Source organism: Colwellia sp. PAMC 21821, from assembly GCF_002077175.1.
Classification (GTDB): domain Bacteria; phylum Pseudomonadota; class Gammaproteobacteria; order Enterobacterales; family Alteromonadaceae; genus Cognaticolwellia.
On the sequence record NZ_CP014943.1, the window covers coordinates 553,427 to 570,666 of the forward strand.

The window sequence follows — 17,240 nt, forward strand, 5'->3', positions numbered from 1 at the left end:
TTTATTAGCATTACCTTGGCCTTGTTGGTCGTGGCTTACAACATCACCTTCTAATATAGGCGTTTAATGGATACTTTTACGCTTATTAGCCCATTAATTATTGTTGGCTTTATTGGTTTTTTATTGGCTAAAAGTGGCTGGTTTAATAAAGACCAAGTTAATACACTGACTAGATTTACCTTTAACGTTGCTATTCCGGCCTTTTTATTTCAACAGTTAGCCAATGCCGATATGAGCACCATAGATTTAAATATCTATAGTGCCTTTTATTTACCCTTGCTATTGGTTTATGGCATGGCGTTGGCGATAAACTATTATTTTCACAAACATTTAAATCACGATCTTCCTGCCTCAGCCGTTTACGCTTTTGGCGCTGGTTATTCCAATAACGTTATTGTGGGAATGCCTATCGCTTTAATGGTCTTAGGTGAGCAAGTATTACCGACAATATTTCTGGTGGTGAGTTTACACAGTGCGCTGTTAATTGGCCTAACGAGTGTATTAGCGGTTAACATTGGACAGTTTAATTGGCGAATTTTTCTAAAACAAACCTTCTTCAATCCATTATTAATTGCCATAACCGGTGGTTTTATTATTAATTTAATGGCAATAGAGTTGCCAGTAATAGTAAATAGTAGTTTGCTATTGCTAGGTAAGCCTGCGATTACATTGGCACTTTTTTTACTCGGCGCCTCGTTAGCTTTTTATAAAATACGTAGCGAAGTAAGATTTATTATTACTGCCAGTGTATTAAAGCTTTTACTGCTGCCAAGTTTAATCCTGATAACAAGTCACTTTATATTCCACTTTCCAACGCTTACCACCATGACCTTAGTTATTTTAAGTGCAAGCCCTGCAGGGGTAAATGCCTATTTAATTGCTAAACAGCATGCAAAGCATCAAGAAACCACAGCCGGAATAGTGGTTGTTACCACATTAATATCTACCGTTTCTATTCCGCTATGGATATGGGGTTTGTCGAGTTTTTTCGCTTATAAAGCAGCATACGTTGTCCATTAGAACGGGTTAAGTGTATAACCTTGGTTTTGTAATACTGCATGCGCGGTCATAGCAGACAATGCCATTTTAACGCCTGGCATAATCATTTTATTGGAAATATTGTGGTACGCTGCCGATTGGCCGCATAAGTAAATTGTTACCTGGTTTTTCATTAAATCTTGCAACAATGCCTTATTCGCATTTTTTTGCTGAAATTTCTCTTCGTACAACGGCTCTTTTAATAAATCAAAGCCTGCTTTGCCATGCACTACTAGTGCTAAATTAATATTTTCTAACGCCACCCCATTAGCTACATGCATATTGATAAAACGCGCTAGGGTTTCAATGCTGCCGTTTACTTTACCAACCCCACCTTGCTCCCCAATATCAAAAGCGACATTAAAAGTGGCATTAGTATCAAGCTTAAGGTCTTGCTGAACTTTGGCATGTTTACCGTAGTTTTTAATTACCGGGCCAGCCGAAAATTTATCCGCACTCGCCGTGGCGATATTCGCTGTAATTAAAGCTAAAATCATCATGGTAAAACGTATTCTTGATAACATTGGATTGTCCTTTTATTGTGAGTAAATATTTTTCTTAGCTGAAGTATTAGCTGAAGCTTACTAGCGATAACGAAACCGCTTCAAGTTTACTGTTATCCAATAGAGTCATATACTTATAAGTTACTGAGATGACAACTAATGGTTATATCGCAGCCGTCTTGCATTCAAAATGCTTTGGCTTCTATAAGGCAGTGAACAAAGAAGCCAGTGCTTACAAACAAAAAAAGCATGCCGATATAAGCATGCTTTTTAGTATTTACTGACTTCAGTGAATTTTACACTTCTTTCGGCGCTAAACCATCAATAGTGACACCAGACAATGAGCCTGTTCCACCTTGATCATTACTACGCAGTTTGATCATTAAGCGTAAATCATTTGGTGAATCTGCATGATGTAAGGCATCAGCGTAATTGATCAGACCTTGTTGATATAAATTAAAAAGTGCTTGGTCAAATGTTTGCATACCTTGGTCGGTAGATTTTTCCATCACTTCTTTAATGCTACCAATATCACCTTTTTTAATTAACTCAGCGATATAAGGCGAGTTTAGTAAGATTTCAATCGCGGCTAAGCGACCATTCCCATCACGCGTTGGAATTAATTGTTGAGCAACTATGCCACGTAGGTTTAACGCAAGATCAAACAGCAGCTTACCATGCTGGTCTGCAGGTACTAAATGCATAATACGATCAATAGCTTGGTTTGCATTATTGGCATGCAAGGTAGCGATACACAAGTGACCCGTTTCTGCGAAACTCAATGCATGCTCCATCGTTTCTTGGTTTCGAATTTCACCAATCAATATAACGTCAGGGGCTTGGCGTAAAGAGCTTTTTAGCGCAGCACCAAAACTTTCTGTATCTAGCCCTACTTCGCGTTGCGTTACCATACATTTAGCGTGTTCATGAACAAATTCAACAGGATCTTCTATGGTCAAAATATGGCCGCGAGAATTTTTATTACGATAGCCAATTAGCGCGGCCATCGAGGTTGATTTACCCGTACCCGTGCCACCAACAAATAAGACTAAGCCACGTTTTGACATCACCACGTCTTTGAGTACCGAAGGTAAACCAAGATCATCCGCTTCTGGTATTTCGGTCACAATACGACGAATAACCATGCCTGCCATATCACGTTGCCAAAATGCTGAAACACGAAATCGGCCAATACCGTCAATTGAAATTGCGAAGTTACATTCTTTCTCTTCGTCAAATTCAAGTTTTTGTTTATCCGACATCGCATCATGAACCAAACCTAAAGACTCGGCTGCAGATAAAGCCTGATCATCAATAGGAACAAGCTCACCATTAACTTTTGCACTTACCGGCAATTTAGCCGTAACAAACATATCTGATGCTTCGTGATGCACCATTTTTTGTAATAAATCATGAAAATTCATTTGATTACCTTTTGCTTTTTTCGAGACTAGTAACCACTAAATTGGTTTTTATCTTGTGCTTTGTCCATGGCATCTTGTCTGGTGATCATGCCCCGACTAACAAGGTTTTGTAAACATTGATCCATAGTTTGCATACCATGAGACATACCGGTTTGAATAACAGAATACATTTGCGCAATTTTATCTTCACGGATAAGGTTACGAATGGCCGGCACACCCATCATAATTTCGTGCGCAGCTACACGACCACCACCAACTTTTTTAACCAGTGTTTGAGAAATTACCGCACGTAATGATTCTGAAAGCATTGAACGCACCATGGCTTTTTCTTCACCTGGGAATACATCAATAATACGGTCAATAGTTTTTGGCGCTGAAGTTGTATGCAAAGTACCAAAAACTAAATGGCCAGTTTCCGCGGCGGTCATCGCTAAACGTATGGTTTCTAAGTCACGCATTTCACCAACTAAAATAACATCGGGATCTTCACGTAACGCTGAGCGCAATGCCGCGCTAAAACTTAATGTGTCACGGTGTACTTCACGTTGGTTAATTAAACATGAATGGTTTTGATGAACAAATTCGATAGGGTCTTCAATGGTTAAAATGTGATCGTGTTTAGTTTTGTTAATATGATCAACCATGGCCGCAAGCGTTGTGGATTTACCTGAACCCGTAGGACCAGTAACCAAAACTAAGCCACGAGGTAATTCCGAAATATCCCGAAAAATATCAGGACAACCTAAGTCGTCTAATGACAATATTTTACTAGGAATGGTTCGAAATACAGCGGCAGGACCACGGTTTTGGTTAAAAGCATTGACCCTGAAGCGCGCTAAATTTGGCACTTCAAAAGAGAAATCGACCTCTAAATTTTCTTCATACTCTTTGCGTTGGCGATCATTCATAATATCATAGACCAAAGCGTTGACATCTTTTTCGTCAAATGCTGGTATATTTAGCTTACGTACGTCACCATCGACGCGAATAGATGGGGGTGTACCCGTTGATAAATGTAAATCTGAAGCATTATTTTCCACACTAAATGCGAGTAATTCGGTAATATCCATACAAACCTCTGAGTCTAATTAATAATTAACTAACAACTGAATAAGTCATTGAGAGCTGAAATAAACAATATGATTGCTATTAAAGATAATATTGCTGCTGTAGAACTGCAAATTTCTTCTGCTTGTCAGCGCGCTAAACGCAACGCTAATGAAGTTACTTTGCTTGCCGTTAGTAAAACTAAACCTATTGAAATGCTCGAGCAAGCTTACACGGCTGGGCAACGAAATTTTGGCGAAAGCTATGTACAAGAAGCGGTTGAAAAAATTACCGCATTGCAAAATAAGACGGATATAACGTGGCATTTTATTGGCCCAATTCAAACGAATAAAACCAAGTTAATTGCCAGCCACTTTTCTTGGGTACATAGCATAGATAGAATCAAAGTTGCAAAACGCCTTAACGAGCATAGGTCTGGTCAAGATACCCCGCTAAACATTTGTTTACAAGTGAATATTAGTGGTGAATTAAGTAAATCTGGCGTTTTGCCTCAAGAGCTTCCTGCACTGCTTAGTGTTATCGAAAGTTGTGACAATTTATGCTTACGCGGTTTGATGGCCATTCCAGAAAAAAATGCTTCTCAAGCAAGCTTTATTGAGATGCAAAACTTATTCTTGAAACTTAAAAAGCAATACCCAAGCATGGATACCTTATCAATGGGTATGTCTGCAGATTTGCAACTTGCTATTAATGCGGGATCTACCTTGGTTCGTATAGGTTCAGCAATATTTGGTGCTAGAAGCTAAATAAATCAGCTCAAAAAATAGTACAATAGAACAAATTAAGTTCCACTAGCAATAGTGGCAGCTTTAACATAATAGAATTTTGATATTCGAACTAAAAATTATATCCATTGAATCAGCAAAACTTGATAGGAAAATTATGAAAAAAATAGCTTTTATTGGCGCAGGAAACATGAACGGTGCAATTATTTCGGGTCTTATAAATGGCGGTTTTAACCCTGAACATATTATCGTATCGAATCCTTCAGCTGAAAAGCGTTTAGCACTGCAAGCAGTACATGGTATTAAGCAAACACAGTGTAATATTGAAGCAGCAACTTTTGCTGATGTTATCGTGCTTGGCGTTAAGCCTTACCTTATTGAGGAAGTTTGCCAACATTTAGGTAAGAATATCGATATTACCGATAAATGTTTTATCTCTGTTGCTGCAGGATGCACCATTAAGCAAATAGAACTTGCGTTAGTTAAGCCCTGTACTGTGATCAGAACTATGCCGAACACCCCTTCACAACTCGGTTGTGGGGTTTCTGGAATATATGCTAACGCTCACACTACTGAAGAAGAAAAAGCGTTCACAACAACACTTATGGAGTCTGTTGGCATCGTTAAGTGGTTAACTTCTGAAGAACAAATTGACCATATTATTGCTGTGTCAGGCTCAGCCCCCGCCTATTTTTTCTTATTTATGGAAGCGATGCAAAAGCAAGCTATCGCTTACGGCTTTAGTGAGCAAGATAGTCGAGAGCTAGTACAGCAGACCGCTTTAGGTGCCGCTAAAATGGTGATTGAAAATAAACTCCCCATTGGCAAGTTACGCGAGAACGTTACTTCTAAAGGTGGTACAACCCAAGCCGCGTTAACCTCTTTGATTGATGGTGGTTTAGAAAAGTTGGTATCCAATGCCATGAATTGTGCCGTAGATCGCGCTAAAGAAATGGCGAAAACGGCTTAATAGTATTACTATCGGCATACTGGAAGTACTAAGCATTTAAGTAATCAGTAAAACACTGATTACTTTAGTTTTTTATATTATAAATTATTATTTTGGAGTTTTAGATGGAAGCAATTAATTACTTGCTTAAATTTGCCTTTGACACATTTCTCATGATTTTAGTGTTACGCGTTTGGCTACAACTTGTTCGCGCTGATTTTTACAACCCACTCAGTCAGTTTATTGTTAAAGTGAGTAACCCTTTAGTTATCCCATTGCGCCGCATTATTCCGGGTGTAGGTGGCGTTGACTTAGCGACTATTGTGTTAGCTTATATTTTCGCTACCTTAACTTTTATCATCATTCCATTACTCAATGGCGGCCCCATTGATATTATTTCTGCTTTATATTTAGGGTTAATTTATCTCATTAAGCAAACGGGTGTCTTGCTGTTTATTATCATGCTTGTAATGGCGTTAATGAGCTGGGTAGTGCAAGGTTACAACCCAACTCAAATGATTTTCAGTCAATTAACCGCGCCGATATTAACACCAATAAGACGTATTATCCCAAGCATTGGTGGCCTTGATTTATCAGTGCTTATCGCCTTTTTATTATTAAATGTAATTAATATTTTACTTGGCGGTTGGGTGCCATATTGGTCGATGCTCTAAACGTTAATTTATCCTAATGAATATCGTCGTATATACTTAATAAGAACGACTTAAATTATAAGGTCAAAAACATGAAAAAAGTTATTAGTAAACTCGTGACATTAGTTTTTTTAGCCGTCACGTTTATGGCTTCTGTTAATGCTGAAAACATGAAAAAAATGGACGACATTAATGTTCATTATATTGCTTTAGGTTCCACGTTTTTAACGCCTGAAATTGCTAAAGCTTATGGGATTGAACGTAGCCGTTATAAAGGTTTGATTAATATTTCAGTACTTGATAACACACAAGCCAGTCACCCATCAAAAATGGTTAATATAAGCGGTAGAGCGCGTAATGATGTGGGCCAAATTAAATCACTCGATTTTATGGAAGTAAAAGAAGGCGATGCAATTTATTACCTAGCACAGGTCAGCTACACCAACGAAGAAACCATTTACTTTGATATTAATATCACCGACAAAGGTAAACAGCATAATTTAAAGTTCACACAAAAATTTTATGTGGATTAGGTTTAGGTTAATTAAATAAATAAAGCCTTCAAGGCTAATGTATTATTTTACTTTATAGTAAAGCGGCAATTGATTTGCCGCTTTTTTATTGACCGCTACCGAGTACATAACGGCTATTAGTCAGCTGATATTACCACGCTACTTGCGCTAAGCTTTATATCTAGCTGAACAACATAATTCCTCAGGTGTACTGCACAATTCAGTGTTTGACGCTCCCCCTTTACTGCAGATTAAGGTATTATGCGCGCCATTGTTTTAATTAATTTATCTAGTCGCCTACTTATTAGTATCGATACTGGGTAAATGGCTTATTTAAGTTAACTATTTAAGCGCGTAATGTAAAAAGTAAAAGGTGTTTTCATGACCACTATCGTATTAGCAACAGGTAACAAAGGTAAAGTAAACGAACTGGCAAGTTTGTTGGCAGCACAAAATATTGAAATTAAGCCGCAAAGCGAATTCAATGTTCCTGATGTTGCGGAAACGGGCACAACCTTTGTTGAAAACGCAATTATAAAAGCGCGCCACGCAGCAAAAATTACAGGTTTACCCGCTATTGCTGATGATTCTGGTTTAGAAGTTGACGCTTTAAACGGCGCACCAGGGGTTTATTCTGCGCGTTATGCAGGTGAAAACGCCAGTGATGACGACAACACCAACAAGCTTTTAAATGCGCTAGAAAATGTTGCTGATGATAAGCGTACCTCACGTTTTCACTGTGTTTTGGTTTATATGCGTCATGAGAATGACCCTACCCCCCTTATTTGCCATGGTGTTTGGCAAGGCAGTATTACCCGAGAAAAAATAGGCGAACAAGGCTTTGGATACGACCCTGTATTTTGGCAGGCTGATCATCAAATGACATCAGCACAATTACCACGAGATCTAAAAAACCAACTTAGCCACCGCGGCCAAGCACTTAATAAACTCGTACCACAACTTTTAGAAGCCATACGTTAAATGTTAATTGCCCCGCCGCTTTCGTTATATATTCATATCCCTTGGTGTGTTGAAAAATGCCCTTATTGTGACTTTAACTCTCACGCATTAAAGCATGCGATTCCTGAGCAAGACTATATTGCCCAGTTGCTGCTTGATTTAGACAGCGACATTGAGCGTTTTAGTTTAAATAATAGACCCTTGCACTCAATTTTTATTGGCGGTGGTACGCCAAGCTTATTTTCAGCCCCCGCTATCGACCAGCTACTAACTGAGGTATTACGGCGTTTTGAACATAAAGCCGATATCGAAATTACCTTAGAAGCGAACCCTGGTACTGTTGAAGCAGAAAAGTTTATTGGCTTTTTTAATGGCGGTGTTTCAAGATTATCTATCGGGGTACAAAGCTTTGCTTCAGATAAGTTAATTAAGCTAGGTCGCATTCATGATAGCGAACAAGCCAAAGTAGCGGCAAACTTAGCCAGCGAATGTGGCGTAAAAAGCTTTAATCTTGACTTAATGCACGGTTTACCTGAGCAAACGGTAGCCCATGCACTTGATGATTTAAAAACGGCTATTAGTTTAAATCCTAGCCATATTTCTTGGTATCAACTCACCATTGAACCCAATACGGCATTTCATTCTCGGCCACCAAAACTACCGCAAGATGAAGTACTTTGGAATATCCAAGACCAAGGCATTGCGTTATTGAACCAAGCTGGATATCAACAATATGAAATTTCAGCCTACAGCAAGCCTGAATTTCAATGTCAGCACAACCTTAACTATTGGAAGTTTGGCGATTATCTCGGTATTGGCTGTGGTGCTCACGGCAAAATTACTGATGTTACAAACAAAACCATTCATCGTACGGTGAAAGTTAAGCATCCAAAAGGGTATTTAGATACCAGCAGAAAAGCGCTTGATAAACTGCATACTGTTACGGCTGAAGAATTGCCCTTTGAATACATGATGAACCGTTTGCGCCTATTTTCTGGTTTCTCACTTGAAGAATACCAAGCTTTTACGGGGTTAAGCATCGATAGTGTTTTACCGACATTATTAAAAGCTCAAGATAAAAACCTGATGGAGTTTGATGGCACACTTTGGTCAGTAAGCAAGCTTGGGCATCGATACCTTAACGATTTATTAGAAATGTTTTTATAGTTTATGAAGAACCCGCTTACAGATAAACTTATGACTAAAATTATCAGTCAACCAAATGATGACAGTTTTTCTGAACTCGACATTAAGTTTATGCGCCGAGCTATAGAGCTGGCTAACATAGCAGACAGCCATAATGAAATACCGGTAGGTGCGGTGGTAGTTTATGCAGGGGAAATTGTTGGCGAAGGCTTTAATCAGTCGATCATGAATAATGACCCCTCTGCGCATGCCGAAATGCTAGCAATTCGTGATGCAGGTAAAAACTTAAAAAATTATCGTCTGCTCGATTGCACGCTATACGTTACTCTTGAGCCTTGCCCTATGTGTGCAGGCTTGTTGGTACATAGTCGTATTAACCGATTAGTTTTTGCCAGTGAAGACTCAAAGACAGGCGCAGCGGGCAGCGCATTTTCATTAGTAAACCATGAAAAACATAATCATCAAGTGACTGTAAAGTCTGGCCTTTTAGCAGACGAGTGTAGCGTTATGCTTTCAGCTTTTTTTAAACGTAGAAGAGCGGAAAAAAAAGCCGAAAAACAAGCAAGAAAATCACAGCTATAAACTCACTTCATGACCTAAAATCATCTAAAATGAACTGAAAATTCTATCCATGTAAAGTGCTATTAATCTACAGGCATAGCGTAAAGCCTAGGTTAAAAGCATAGCTTAAAAATATTAGGTTAAAGCTGAGATATTACGCATGACTTTCCCGCCCAATATTGCCGTGTCTACGTCATGTAATTTCCGACGGTTTTTAATTCAACTAGTGTGGATTGTTCATCCCTTATCATACCAACGTAAATGTCTTGCATTAGATAAGCCCTAACATTGCAGTTTTGCTAATTTAGCCAATGTAATACCATATATATCCATTCATTAGCTGGACTATTTTATGCGCAGGTAGATGGGTATGAATATAGAAGCGATGACAAATTATTGAGATTTTATCCGTAATACTTTTATTGCTTTAGCGCTTTATTTAAATCGCTAAAGCTAAGATGAGGACTACAGTAAGAGGGAAAAGTTATCGCCGAGGAAGGCACTTAACGCAAATGGATTGAGATATTGGTAAGCGAGTTTATTACTAATGCAGTTTTTATTTCAATTTTACGAGTTAGCGATTTTCTAACTCGTTATTTTCGTTTATTGAACGTATTTCATGATGAAACTGCTCAGATGCAAACTGAGTATGTCGACGGTTAGCTAATCTTACTTTGTTACGTTGTAATGTTCTTTTTCTTTGGTTACTGACTAAACACTTTTTAATTCTCATATCCACCTCCTTGGCGTACGTTTAACTTATTTATTAGCTAATTTATTCGCTAATTTTTTAAGTAGAGACGTTTATATTATTTATCTAAATATTAACTGTCTATGACATAAATATTACCTAAACATTATGTCATACAGGCAATACTATGACATATAGACAACATTTACTATTATCACTCGCATTTATGACACTTTGATGAAATAACAGATTATGTTTCTGGTACAACCTAACATTTTCTAATGTATTTCATTCACCGCTAATTCATTTTTCGCTGCGCTTTGCTTAGCCTGATCATCCATCCATGTTAATGTATCATAGTAACGACGAATATTTTCAACATAATTAACCGGTTCATCGCCACGCGCATAACCATAGCGAGTTTTCTTATAATATTTTTTCTGTTTTAACAACGGCAAGCGCTCCTTTACTTCCACCCAACGGTCAGGATCTCCACCTTGTTGCTTAGTAATTTTACGAGCATCATTTAAATGCCCTAAGCCAATGTTATATGAAGCAAGCGCAAACCAAAGTCGATCAGGCGAGGGAACTCGTGCTGGCATACGTGCAATCATTTGCTTAAAATACTTAGCGCCACCTCGAATACTCTGTTCAGCATCTAAACGACTTTTTATGCCCATTTGTTTAGCTGTCGGCAAGGTTAGCATCATCATACCACGCACACCGGTATAAGAACGGGCATGAGGTTCCCAATGCGACTCTTGATAGCTTATAGCCGCTAACAAACGCCAGTCTACCTCTTGTCCATATTTTTCAAAAAGTGGTTGATACTCCGGTAATTTATTTGCAATAGCCTTAATAAACATACGTGTATCTACGTAGTTAAATTCTTCAATATGACCATAATGTTTATCATTCAAAGCCAACAAAACACCGTTATGATGAACTTGCCCAAAAAACTCAATTAAGCTGGCAAAAATAGAATCGTCACTATGTTTATTGATCATCCAAGCTAATGATTCTTTTTTACGAATAGTAAAGCCTATACTGATTTCAGGATAATAACGGCGACTAACGGCCAAAGTATTCGTGTCTGCAATGGTGTAATCAATTTCGTCAGAAAGTACACGTAGTAAAAGCTCTTCGCTATCTAATTCACTGGTTGTCGACCATGTCAGTTCCGGGTTAGATAATTTTAATTGTGATAAACTTTCTACGTGACTTGAGTGCTCTAATACTTCTAATGTACCTGTTAAATCAGCCAAAGTGCGTGGTCTAATATTACCCTGCTTAAACACTAGCTTTTGACTAACATCATCATAGCTTGGTGAAAAATGATAATTTTTAAGCCGCTCATCAGTTACCGCTAGCCCAGCAGCGAGCAAATCAACGCTACCATTATCCAGCTGTTGAAATAAATCATTTAAATTATAACTAGGCATCATTTTTAATTCGACACCTAAATATTCGGCATATTTTTGCGCAAGTTCATATTCAAAACCTGCGGGACCTTCGGCGTCAAGGTAATAACTAGTGTTACCATAAAGTGTGCCAACGGTTAAATAACCACGATCAATAATACGCTGCAAATTTGCAGACCTATCTTGCGATTCACAAGCAGACAACATGAGGATACATGGCAATAAGAACAAGGCCAGCAGCTTATTCAGGCTAACGTTATTTGCAAATGATTTTATTTGTGTTTTTATCATAATCTCTATTGTCACGTGAATTGAGTTATTTAAAAAGCTATTTTTTGCGCCTAGACATCTTTTCCCCTCATGAAATTCGCTTGAAATGAGACAAATCGTTTCTCTAATCGCCCTATTTCATCTATAATACGCGCGTTTTTTATCCTTAATTTTGTTAATTAATATAACCCGGTGAAATAGACTATGTCGATGTTGATGAAAACCTTTCGCGGTGCGCCAGCACTATCTGATTTTAGAGTAAACAAGCTATTAAATCAGTGTTCTGAGCTGCAATTGCCTGTCACGGATATCTATGCTGAATTTACCCATTTCGCTCATGTTTCAGCAGATTTAGACGTTGAAGAAGCCTCGGTTTTACAGCAACTTCTTAAGTATGGCCCTACAATTGAAGAACATGACCCCGTTGGGCAGTTTTTATTAGTAACACCACGACCTGGCACGATATCTCCTTGGTCATCAAAATCTACCGACATTGCTAACAACTGTGGTTTAAGTAAGGTTATTCGCCTAGAGCGCGGCTTAGCTTACTACGTCAGCACCGAAAACAGTGCAGCATTAACGCCAGCGCAACAATCGACATTAAATAATTTGATTCATGATCGCATGATGGAATCAATTTTCACTGACATCAATGAAGCCAGCGCACTTTTTGCGAGTGCAGAGCCTGGTGAACTTACCAGTATTGACATTGAACACGGCGGCAAAAACGCATTAGTACAAGCCAACATTGAACTAGGGCTTGCGCTAGCAGAAGATGAAGTAAATTATTTATTTGAAAACTTCAGTAAACTTGGCCGTAATCCGCACGACATTGAGCTTTACATGTTTGCCCAAGCAAACTCTGAGCATTGTCGTCATAAAATATTTAACGCCGACTGGACTATCGACGGTGTAAAACAGCCGAAATCGCTATTCAAAATGATCCGCAATACCCATGAAGTAAACCCTGACTTTGTATTAAGTGCTTATAAAGACAACGCTGCGGTTATGGTAGGTAACAAAGGCGGCCGTTTCTTCCCAAATCCTGAAACAAATGTTTATGGTTATCACCATGAAGACATTCAAATTTTAATGAAAGTTGAAACCCACAACCACCCTACTGCTATTTCTCCTTACCCAGGCGCTGCAACGGGCTCAGGTGGTGAAATTCGTGACGAAGGCGCAACCGGTATTGGTTCAAAACCTAAAGCAGGCTTAGTAGGATTTTCAGTTTCAAACTTACGTATACCGGGTTTTGAACAGCCATGGGAAACTGACTTTGGCAAACCAAATCGTATCGTTTCAGCCTTAGATATTATGACGGAAGGTCCATTAGGTGGCGCAGCGTTTAATAATGAATTTGGTCGCCCAGCTATTTTAGGTTATTTCCGTACCTACGAAGAACAAGTTAACTCGTTTAATGGCAGTGAAGTGCGTGGTTATCACAAGCCGATTATGTTGGCGGGTGGTTTAGGTAATATTCGTGACGAGCACGTACAAAAACGTGAAATTGTTGTTGGCGCTAACTTAATTGCCCTTGGCGGTCCTGCAATGAACATTGGTTTAGGTGGCGGTGCTGCTTCTTCAATGGCATCAGGTCAATCGGCTGAGAGTTTAGATTTTGCTTCCGTACAACGTGAAAATCCTGAAATGGAACGTCGTTGCCAAGAAGTTATTGATAAGTGTTGGCAGTTAGGCGAAGAAAACCCTATAGCTTTCATTCATGACGTTGGCGCGGGTGGGTTATCAAATGCCTTTCCTGAGCTAGTTTCAGATGGCGGCCGTGGTGGTGTTTTTGAACTGCGTAACGTACCTAATGATGAACGTAGCATGGCGCCTCATGAAATCTGGTGTAACGAATCTCAAGAACGTTATGTTATTGCTGTATCAGATAAAAACTTAGCGACGTTCGAACAAATATGTCTTCGTGAACGTGCACCATTTTCTGTTGTTGGTCGTGCAACTGAAGAAGAGCACTTAACCGTTACTGACTCACATTTTGCCGGAAACGATAAGTTAGCTACGCCGATTGATTTGCCACTTGAAGTATTATTAGGCAAAACGCCTAAAATATTCAAAGACGTTGAAACAAAAGTAGCCACTGGCGATAACTTTAGCGTTGCCGATATCACGTTAACTGATGCCGCAGAGCGTATTTTATCTTTGCCGACTGTTGCAGAAAAAACCTTCTTAATCACCATTGGTGACCGCTCGGTAACGGGTATGGTTAATCGCGACCAAATGGTTGGCCCTTGGCAAGTACCTGTCGCCGATTGTGGTGTTACCGCATCAGCGCTTGATTCATACCACGGCGAAGCTATGTCGTTGGGTGAACGTACACCGGTTGCCTTATTAAACTTTGGTGCTTCAGCACGTTTAGCCGTAGCAGAGTCATTAACCAATATAGCCGGTACTGATATTGCTGGTCCTGACGGTGATAGATTAAACCGAATCAAACTTTCAGCAAACTGGATGTCACCTGCGGGTCATCCTGGTGAAGATGCCGGTTTATACGAAGCGGTTAAAGCGATTGGTGAAGAACTTTGTCCAGCGCTTGGTTTAACGATTCCGGTTGGTAAAGACTCGATGTCAATGCGCACACAATGGGATGAAAATGGCGAACAGAAATCGGTAACCTCACCTATGTCGTTAATTATCACCGCTTTTGGTGTTGTTGAAGACATTCGTAAAACCGTAACACCTGAATTAAGAATTGATCAAGGTGAGACTCGCATCGTTGCCATTGATTTATCTAAAGGCAAACAGCGTTTAGGTGGTTCATGTTTAGCACAAGTTTATAAACAGCTTGGTAATGAAACCCCTGACGTGGATTGTCCTGAAACCTTAAAAGGTTTCTTCAATGCCATGCAAACATTAGTGCGTGATGAAAAACTGATTGCTTATCATGATATTTCTGACGGCGGTTTATTCACCACAGTTGTAGAAATGGCATTTGCTGGGCATACCGGTGTTGATATTGATTTAAGCAAACTGACTTCAGCATCAGGCAACGATGTTGATGTATTGTTTAATGAAGAACTTGGCGCAGTAATTCAAATTCGTGAAAGTGATGTTGACGCTATCCACACCGTTTTTGCTGAATTTGGTATTGAAGATTGTTGCACTGATATTGGCCGTATTAATAACGAAGATACTATCCGCTTTAGCCGAGATGGCGAAGTGGTGTTAGAAAATTCTCGTACTTATTACCGTACTACTTGGGCACAAACCACCCATAAAATGCAGTCATTACGAGACAATCCAGAATGTGCTCAACAAGAGCATGATGTTAAATTTGACACTGAAGACCCAGGTTTAAGTGCTGATTTAAGTTTTGATATCAATGAAGATATTGTGGCTGATTTAATGGCAAAAGATGCACAGCATGGTACTAATCCTCGCATTGCTATTTTACGTGAACAAGGGGTTAACTCCCATGTAGAAATGGCAGCAGCATTTGACCGTGCAGGCTTTGTTGCTATTGACGTACACATGTCAGACATTTTATCTGGCCGTACTGATTTAGCTGACTTTAATGGTTTAGTGGCTTGTGGTGGTTTCTCATACGGCGATGTACTTGGTGCTGGTGAAGGTTGGGCAAAATCAATATTGTTCAACAAAGATGCTAAAGCCATGTTCAAAACCTTCTTCGAACGTGAAGATACTTTCTCGTTAGGTGTGTGTAACGGCTGTCAAATGTTGTCAAACCTAAAAGAAATTATCCCAGGTTCAGAAGCTTGGCCGCGCTTTGTACAAAACAAATCAGAGCGATTTGAAGCACGTTTTAGTTTGGTTGAAATTCAAGAAACGCCGTCTATCTTCTTTGATGGTATGGCTGGCTCACGTATGCCAATCGCTGTTTCACATGGTGAAGGTCGAGCGGAATTCAGCTCTGACGACGCTATTGATAATACGAATGAGTCTGGCACAGTCGCCATGCGTTTTGTTGATAACTATGGTCATATTACTGAAACTTACCCGGCTAACCCGAACGGTTCGCCTGACGGTATTACAGCACTAACCACAACAGATGGCCGAGTGACTATTATGATGCCGCATCCTGAACGTGTATTCCGCACGGTTGCAAACTCATGGCACCCTGACGAATGGCAAGAAGATTCACCTTGGGTTCGTATGTTTAGAAACGCACGTAAGTTTATAGGTTAAGCTCACAGGCTTATTGCAGGAATAAGTTACTGTGTGTCATCAGAAAAAGCGCCTTTTGGCGCTTTTTTCTTATGGCAAAAAAATTAATTGCATACATTCGCTTTTAAAATAAGTGCATCACATGAAAGCCCATCAATCACATAATCTGTAGAATGCCCTTTAAGTAAATCAATTAAACCATGATGTTCACCTGCACCTAAAGTAACAATGTCAGCATTATATTTTTTCGCTTCATGCGGAATAACAAATTCCGGCAAGCCGGGCTCAACGTGCATATGATCTTGCTCTACATCAAAGTTAGATGCAGAGCTTTGTAAATGACGCCAGTGCTGTTGTAATGGCTCTTCAACCCCTTCCTCAAGTAAGCGATCTTCTAACGAAATACTCGGTTGCTCTTGATAACAGTTAATTAAATGAACTTCGCTGTTTAAAAGTGCCGCTAAATAACGACTTTCCTCAATCATAAACTGGTTCAATTTTTGGTGTTTATCTGTTGACTCTTCTGTTTCTAATGCCGCTAAAATATTGCCTCTATCCGGCCATTGTGTTTTACCAACGAGCAAGAGGTTAGTATTACCTTCTCGCAATAAATAATGGTTATCAGACCAAGATAAACCCCAACGAAAATGTGCGGCATGTATGTCTTTAATTAATAAATCATAACGGTGATTAGCCACTTCTGCCAATACATCTTGGTGAGAAAATGGAGCTGAACAATATTTTATATTGATATCAATTGCCAATTTTTCTAGATTATGTCCATTTAACAAGGCTGAGCTTGTCGTCTTTTGTTGATAAATTAGCTCAAGATGCTGCTCTATTTCTTTATCATGCTTATTGGCTATGATAGTTAAATTCGCTTTAGCACTGTGTGCAATCCTCAACGCTTTCAGCAATAAGGTTTGATTTAGGCCGATATCCTCAGCAATCACTAAAATATTTTTAAAGTTTTTCATCTTAAAACCTTATTTATCCCTAAGTAGCTCGCCCAATAATTTTAGTCCATTTAAATCGCTTCGTAGAAAATTATCTTATCATCCAACAAAAAATAATTTAAAAATTTTAATATTCTGTAAATAATCAAACACAAAATATTATAAATGTCTGAAATAAAATACTTTTAACACCTCACTATTTATCACAGTCGTAAGT

15 protein-coding genes are annotated in these 17,240 nt (G+C 39.1%); 9 read left to right on the forward strand and 6 right to left on the reverse strand.

The annotated features are described in order from the left end of the window. The first annotated feature begins 66 nt into the window (after nt 1-66). A complete protein-coding gene (locus A3Q33_RS02245) occupies nt 67-1,020 on the forward strand; it encodes an AEC family transporter (protein ID WP_081178476.1) in 954 nt (317 codons plus the stop codon). Here the strand turns inward: A3Q33_RS02245 and A3Q33_RS02250 are convergent. From A3Q33_RS02250 to A3Q33_RS02260, 3 genes are all read right to left on the reverse strand, one after another. After that, nucleotides 1,017-1,562, reverse strand: coding sequence for a DsrE family protein (locus A3Q33_RS02250; protein ID WP_231295768.1), 546 nt, complete (start codon nt 1,560-1,562; stop codon nt 1,017-1,019). The genes A3Q33_RS02245 and A3Q33_RS02250 overlap by 4 nt on opposite strands. 275 nt (nt 1,563-1,837) lie before the next feature. Then, nucleotides 1,838-2,965 carry a PilT/PilU family type 4a pilus ATPase gene (locus tag A3Q33_RS02255; RefSeq protein WP_081178478.1) on the reverse strand — a complete coding sequence of 376 codons (1,128 nt, stop codon included), beginning with the start codon at nt 2,963-2,965 and terminating at the stop codon, nt 1,838-1,840. A 26-nt stretch (nt 2,966-2,991) separates the two neighbouring features. Beyond that, a complete protein-coding gene (locus A3Q33_RS02260) occupies nt 2,992-4,035 on the reverse strand; it encodes a type IV pilus twitching motility protein PilT (protein WP_081149400.1) in 1,044 nt (347 codons plus the stop codon). A gap of 69 nt (nt 4,036-4,104) precedes the next feature. Here A3Q33_RS02260 and A3Q33_RS02265 point away from each other — a divergent pair, with 69 nt between their 5' ends. The 7 genes from A3Q33_RS02265 to tadA all read left to right on the forward strand — a co-directional run bounded on the left by A3Q33_RS02265 (nt 4,105) and on the right by tadA (nt 9,560). Next, nucleotides 4,105-4,779 (forward strand): YggS family pyridoxal phosphate-dependent enzyme, encoded by a 675-nt coding sequence (locus tag A3Q33_RS02265; protein ID WP_081178480.1) that lies wholly within the window; start codon nt 4,105-4,107, stop codon nt 4,777-4,779. Between the two features lie 136 nt (nt 4,780-4,915). Continuing rightward, entirely contained in the window at nt 4,916-5,728 is an 813-nt protein-coding gene (gene proC, locus A3Q33_RS02270) for a pyrroline-5-carboxylate reductase (RefSeq protein WP_081178482.1), read from the forward strand. 104 nt (nt 5,729-5,832) lie between these two features. Further along, the gene (locus A3Q33_RS02275) at nt 5,833-6,381 is read left to right on the forward strand and encodes a YggT family protein (protein ID WP_081178484.1); all 549 of its coding nucleotides are present in this window, start codon (nt 5,833-5,835) and stop codon (nt 6,379-6,381) included. Nucleotides 6,382-6,452: 71 nt separating this feature from the next. Continuing rightward, entirely contained in the window at nt 6,453-6,893 is a 441-nt protein-coding gene (locus A3Q33_RS02280) for a DUF4426 domain-containing protein (RefSeq protein ID WP_081178487.1), read from the forward strand. 360 nt (nt 6,894-7,253) lie between these two features. Next, nucleotides 7,254-7,853 (forward strand): XTP/dITP diphosphatase, encoded by a 600-nt coding sequence (locus tag A3Q33_RS02285; RefSeq protein WP_081178489.1) that lies wholly within the window; start codon nt 7,254-7,256, stop codon nt 7,851-7,853. Further along, on the forward strand, nt 7,854-8,999 hold the full coding sequence (hemW, locus tag A3Q33_RS02290) for a radical SAM family heme chaperone HemW (RefSeq protein ID WP_081178492.1): 1,146 nt from the start codon (nt 7,854-7,856) through the stop codon (nt 8,997-8,999). It abuts the gene before it with no gap. Between the two features lie 30 nt (nt 9,000-9,029). Continuing rightward, on the forward strand, nt 9,030-9,560 hold the full coding sequence (gene tadA, locus A3Q33_RS02295) for a tRNA adenosine(34) deaminase TadA (protein WP_081178494.1): 531 nt from the start codon (nt 9,030-9,032) through the stop codon (nt 9,558-9,560). Between the two features lie 553 nt (nt 9,561-10,113). Here tadA and A3Q33_RS20555 read toward each other — a convergent pair. Both A3Q33_RS20555 and mltF read right to left on the reverse strand, forming a co-directional pair. Then, nucleotides 10,114-10,272: a hypothetical protein gene (locus A3Q33_RS20555; RefSeq protein WP_155866679.1), complete on the reverse strand. Its 159-nt coding sequence runs from the start codon at nt 10,270-10,272 to the stop codon at nt 10,114-10,116. A 236-nt stretch (nt 10,273-10,508) separates the two neighbouring features. Continuing rightward, complete coding sequence (gene mltF, locus A3Q33_RS02300; RefSeq protein ID WP_081178497.1) at nt 10,509-11,942, reverse strand: membrane-bound lytic murein transglycosylase MltF; 1,434 nt, start codon at nt 11,940-11,942, stop codon at nt 10,509-10,511. A gap of 195 nt (nt 11,943-12,137) precedes the next feature. On the opposite strand from mltF, the gene purL reads away from it, so the two are divergent. After that, complete coding sequence (purL, locus tag A3Q33_RS02305) at nt 12,138-16,088, forward strand: phosphoribosylformylglycinamidine synthase (protein ID WP_081182210.1); 3,951 nt, start codon at nt 12,138-12,140, stop codon at nt 16,086-16,088. An 83-nt stretch (nt 16,089-16,171) separates the two neighbouring features. On the opposite strand, the gene A3Q33_RS02310 is transcribed toward purL, so the two are convergent. Further along, entirely contained in the window at nt 16,172-17,044 is an 873-nt protein-coding gene (locus tag A3Q33_RS02310; protein WP_081178499.1) for a universal stress protein, read from the reverse strand. Between the last annotated feature and the right edge of the window lie 196 nt (nt 17,045-17,240).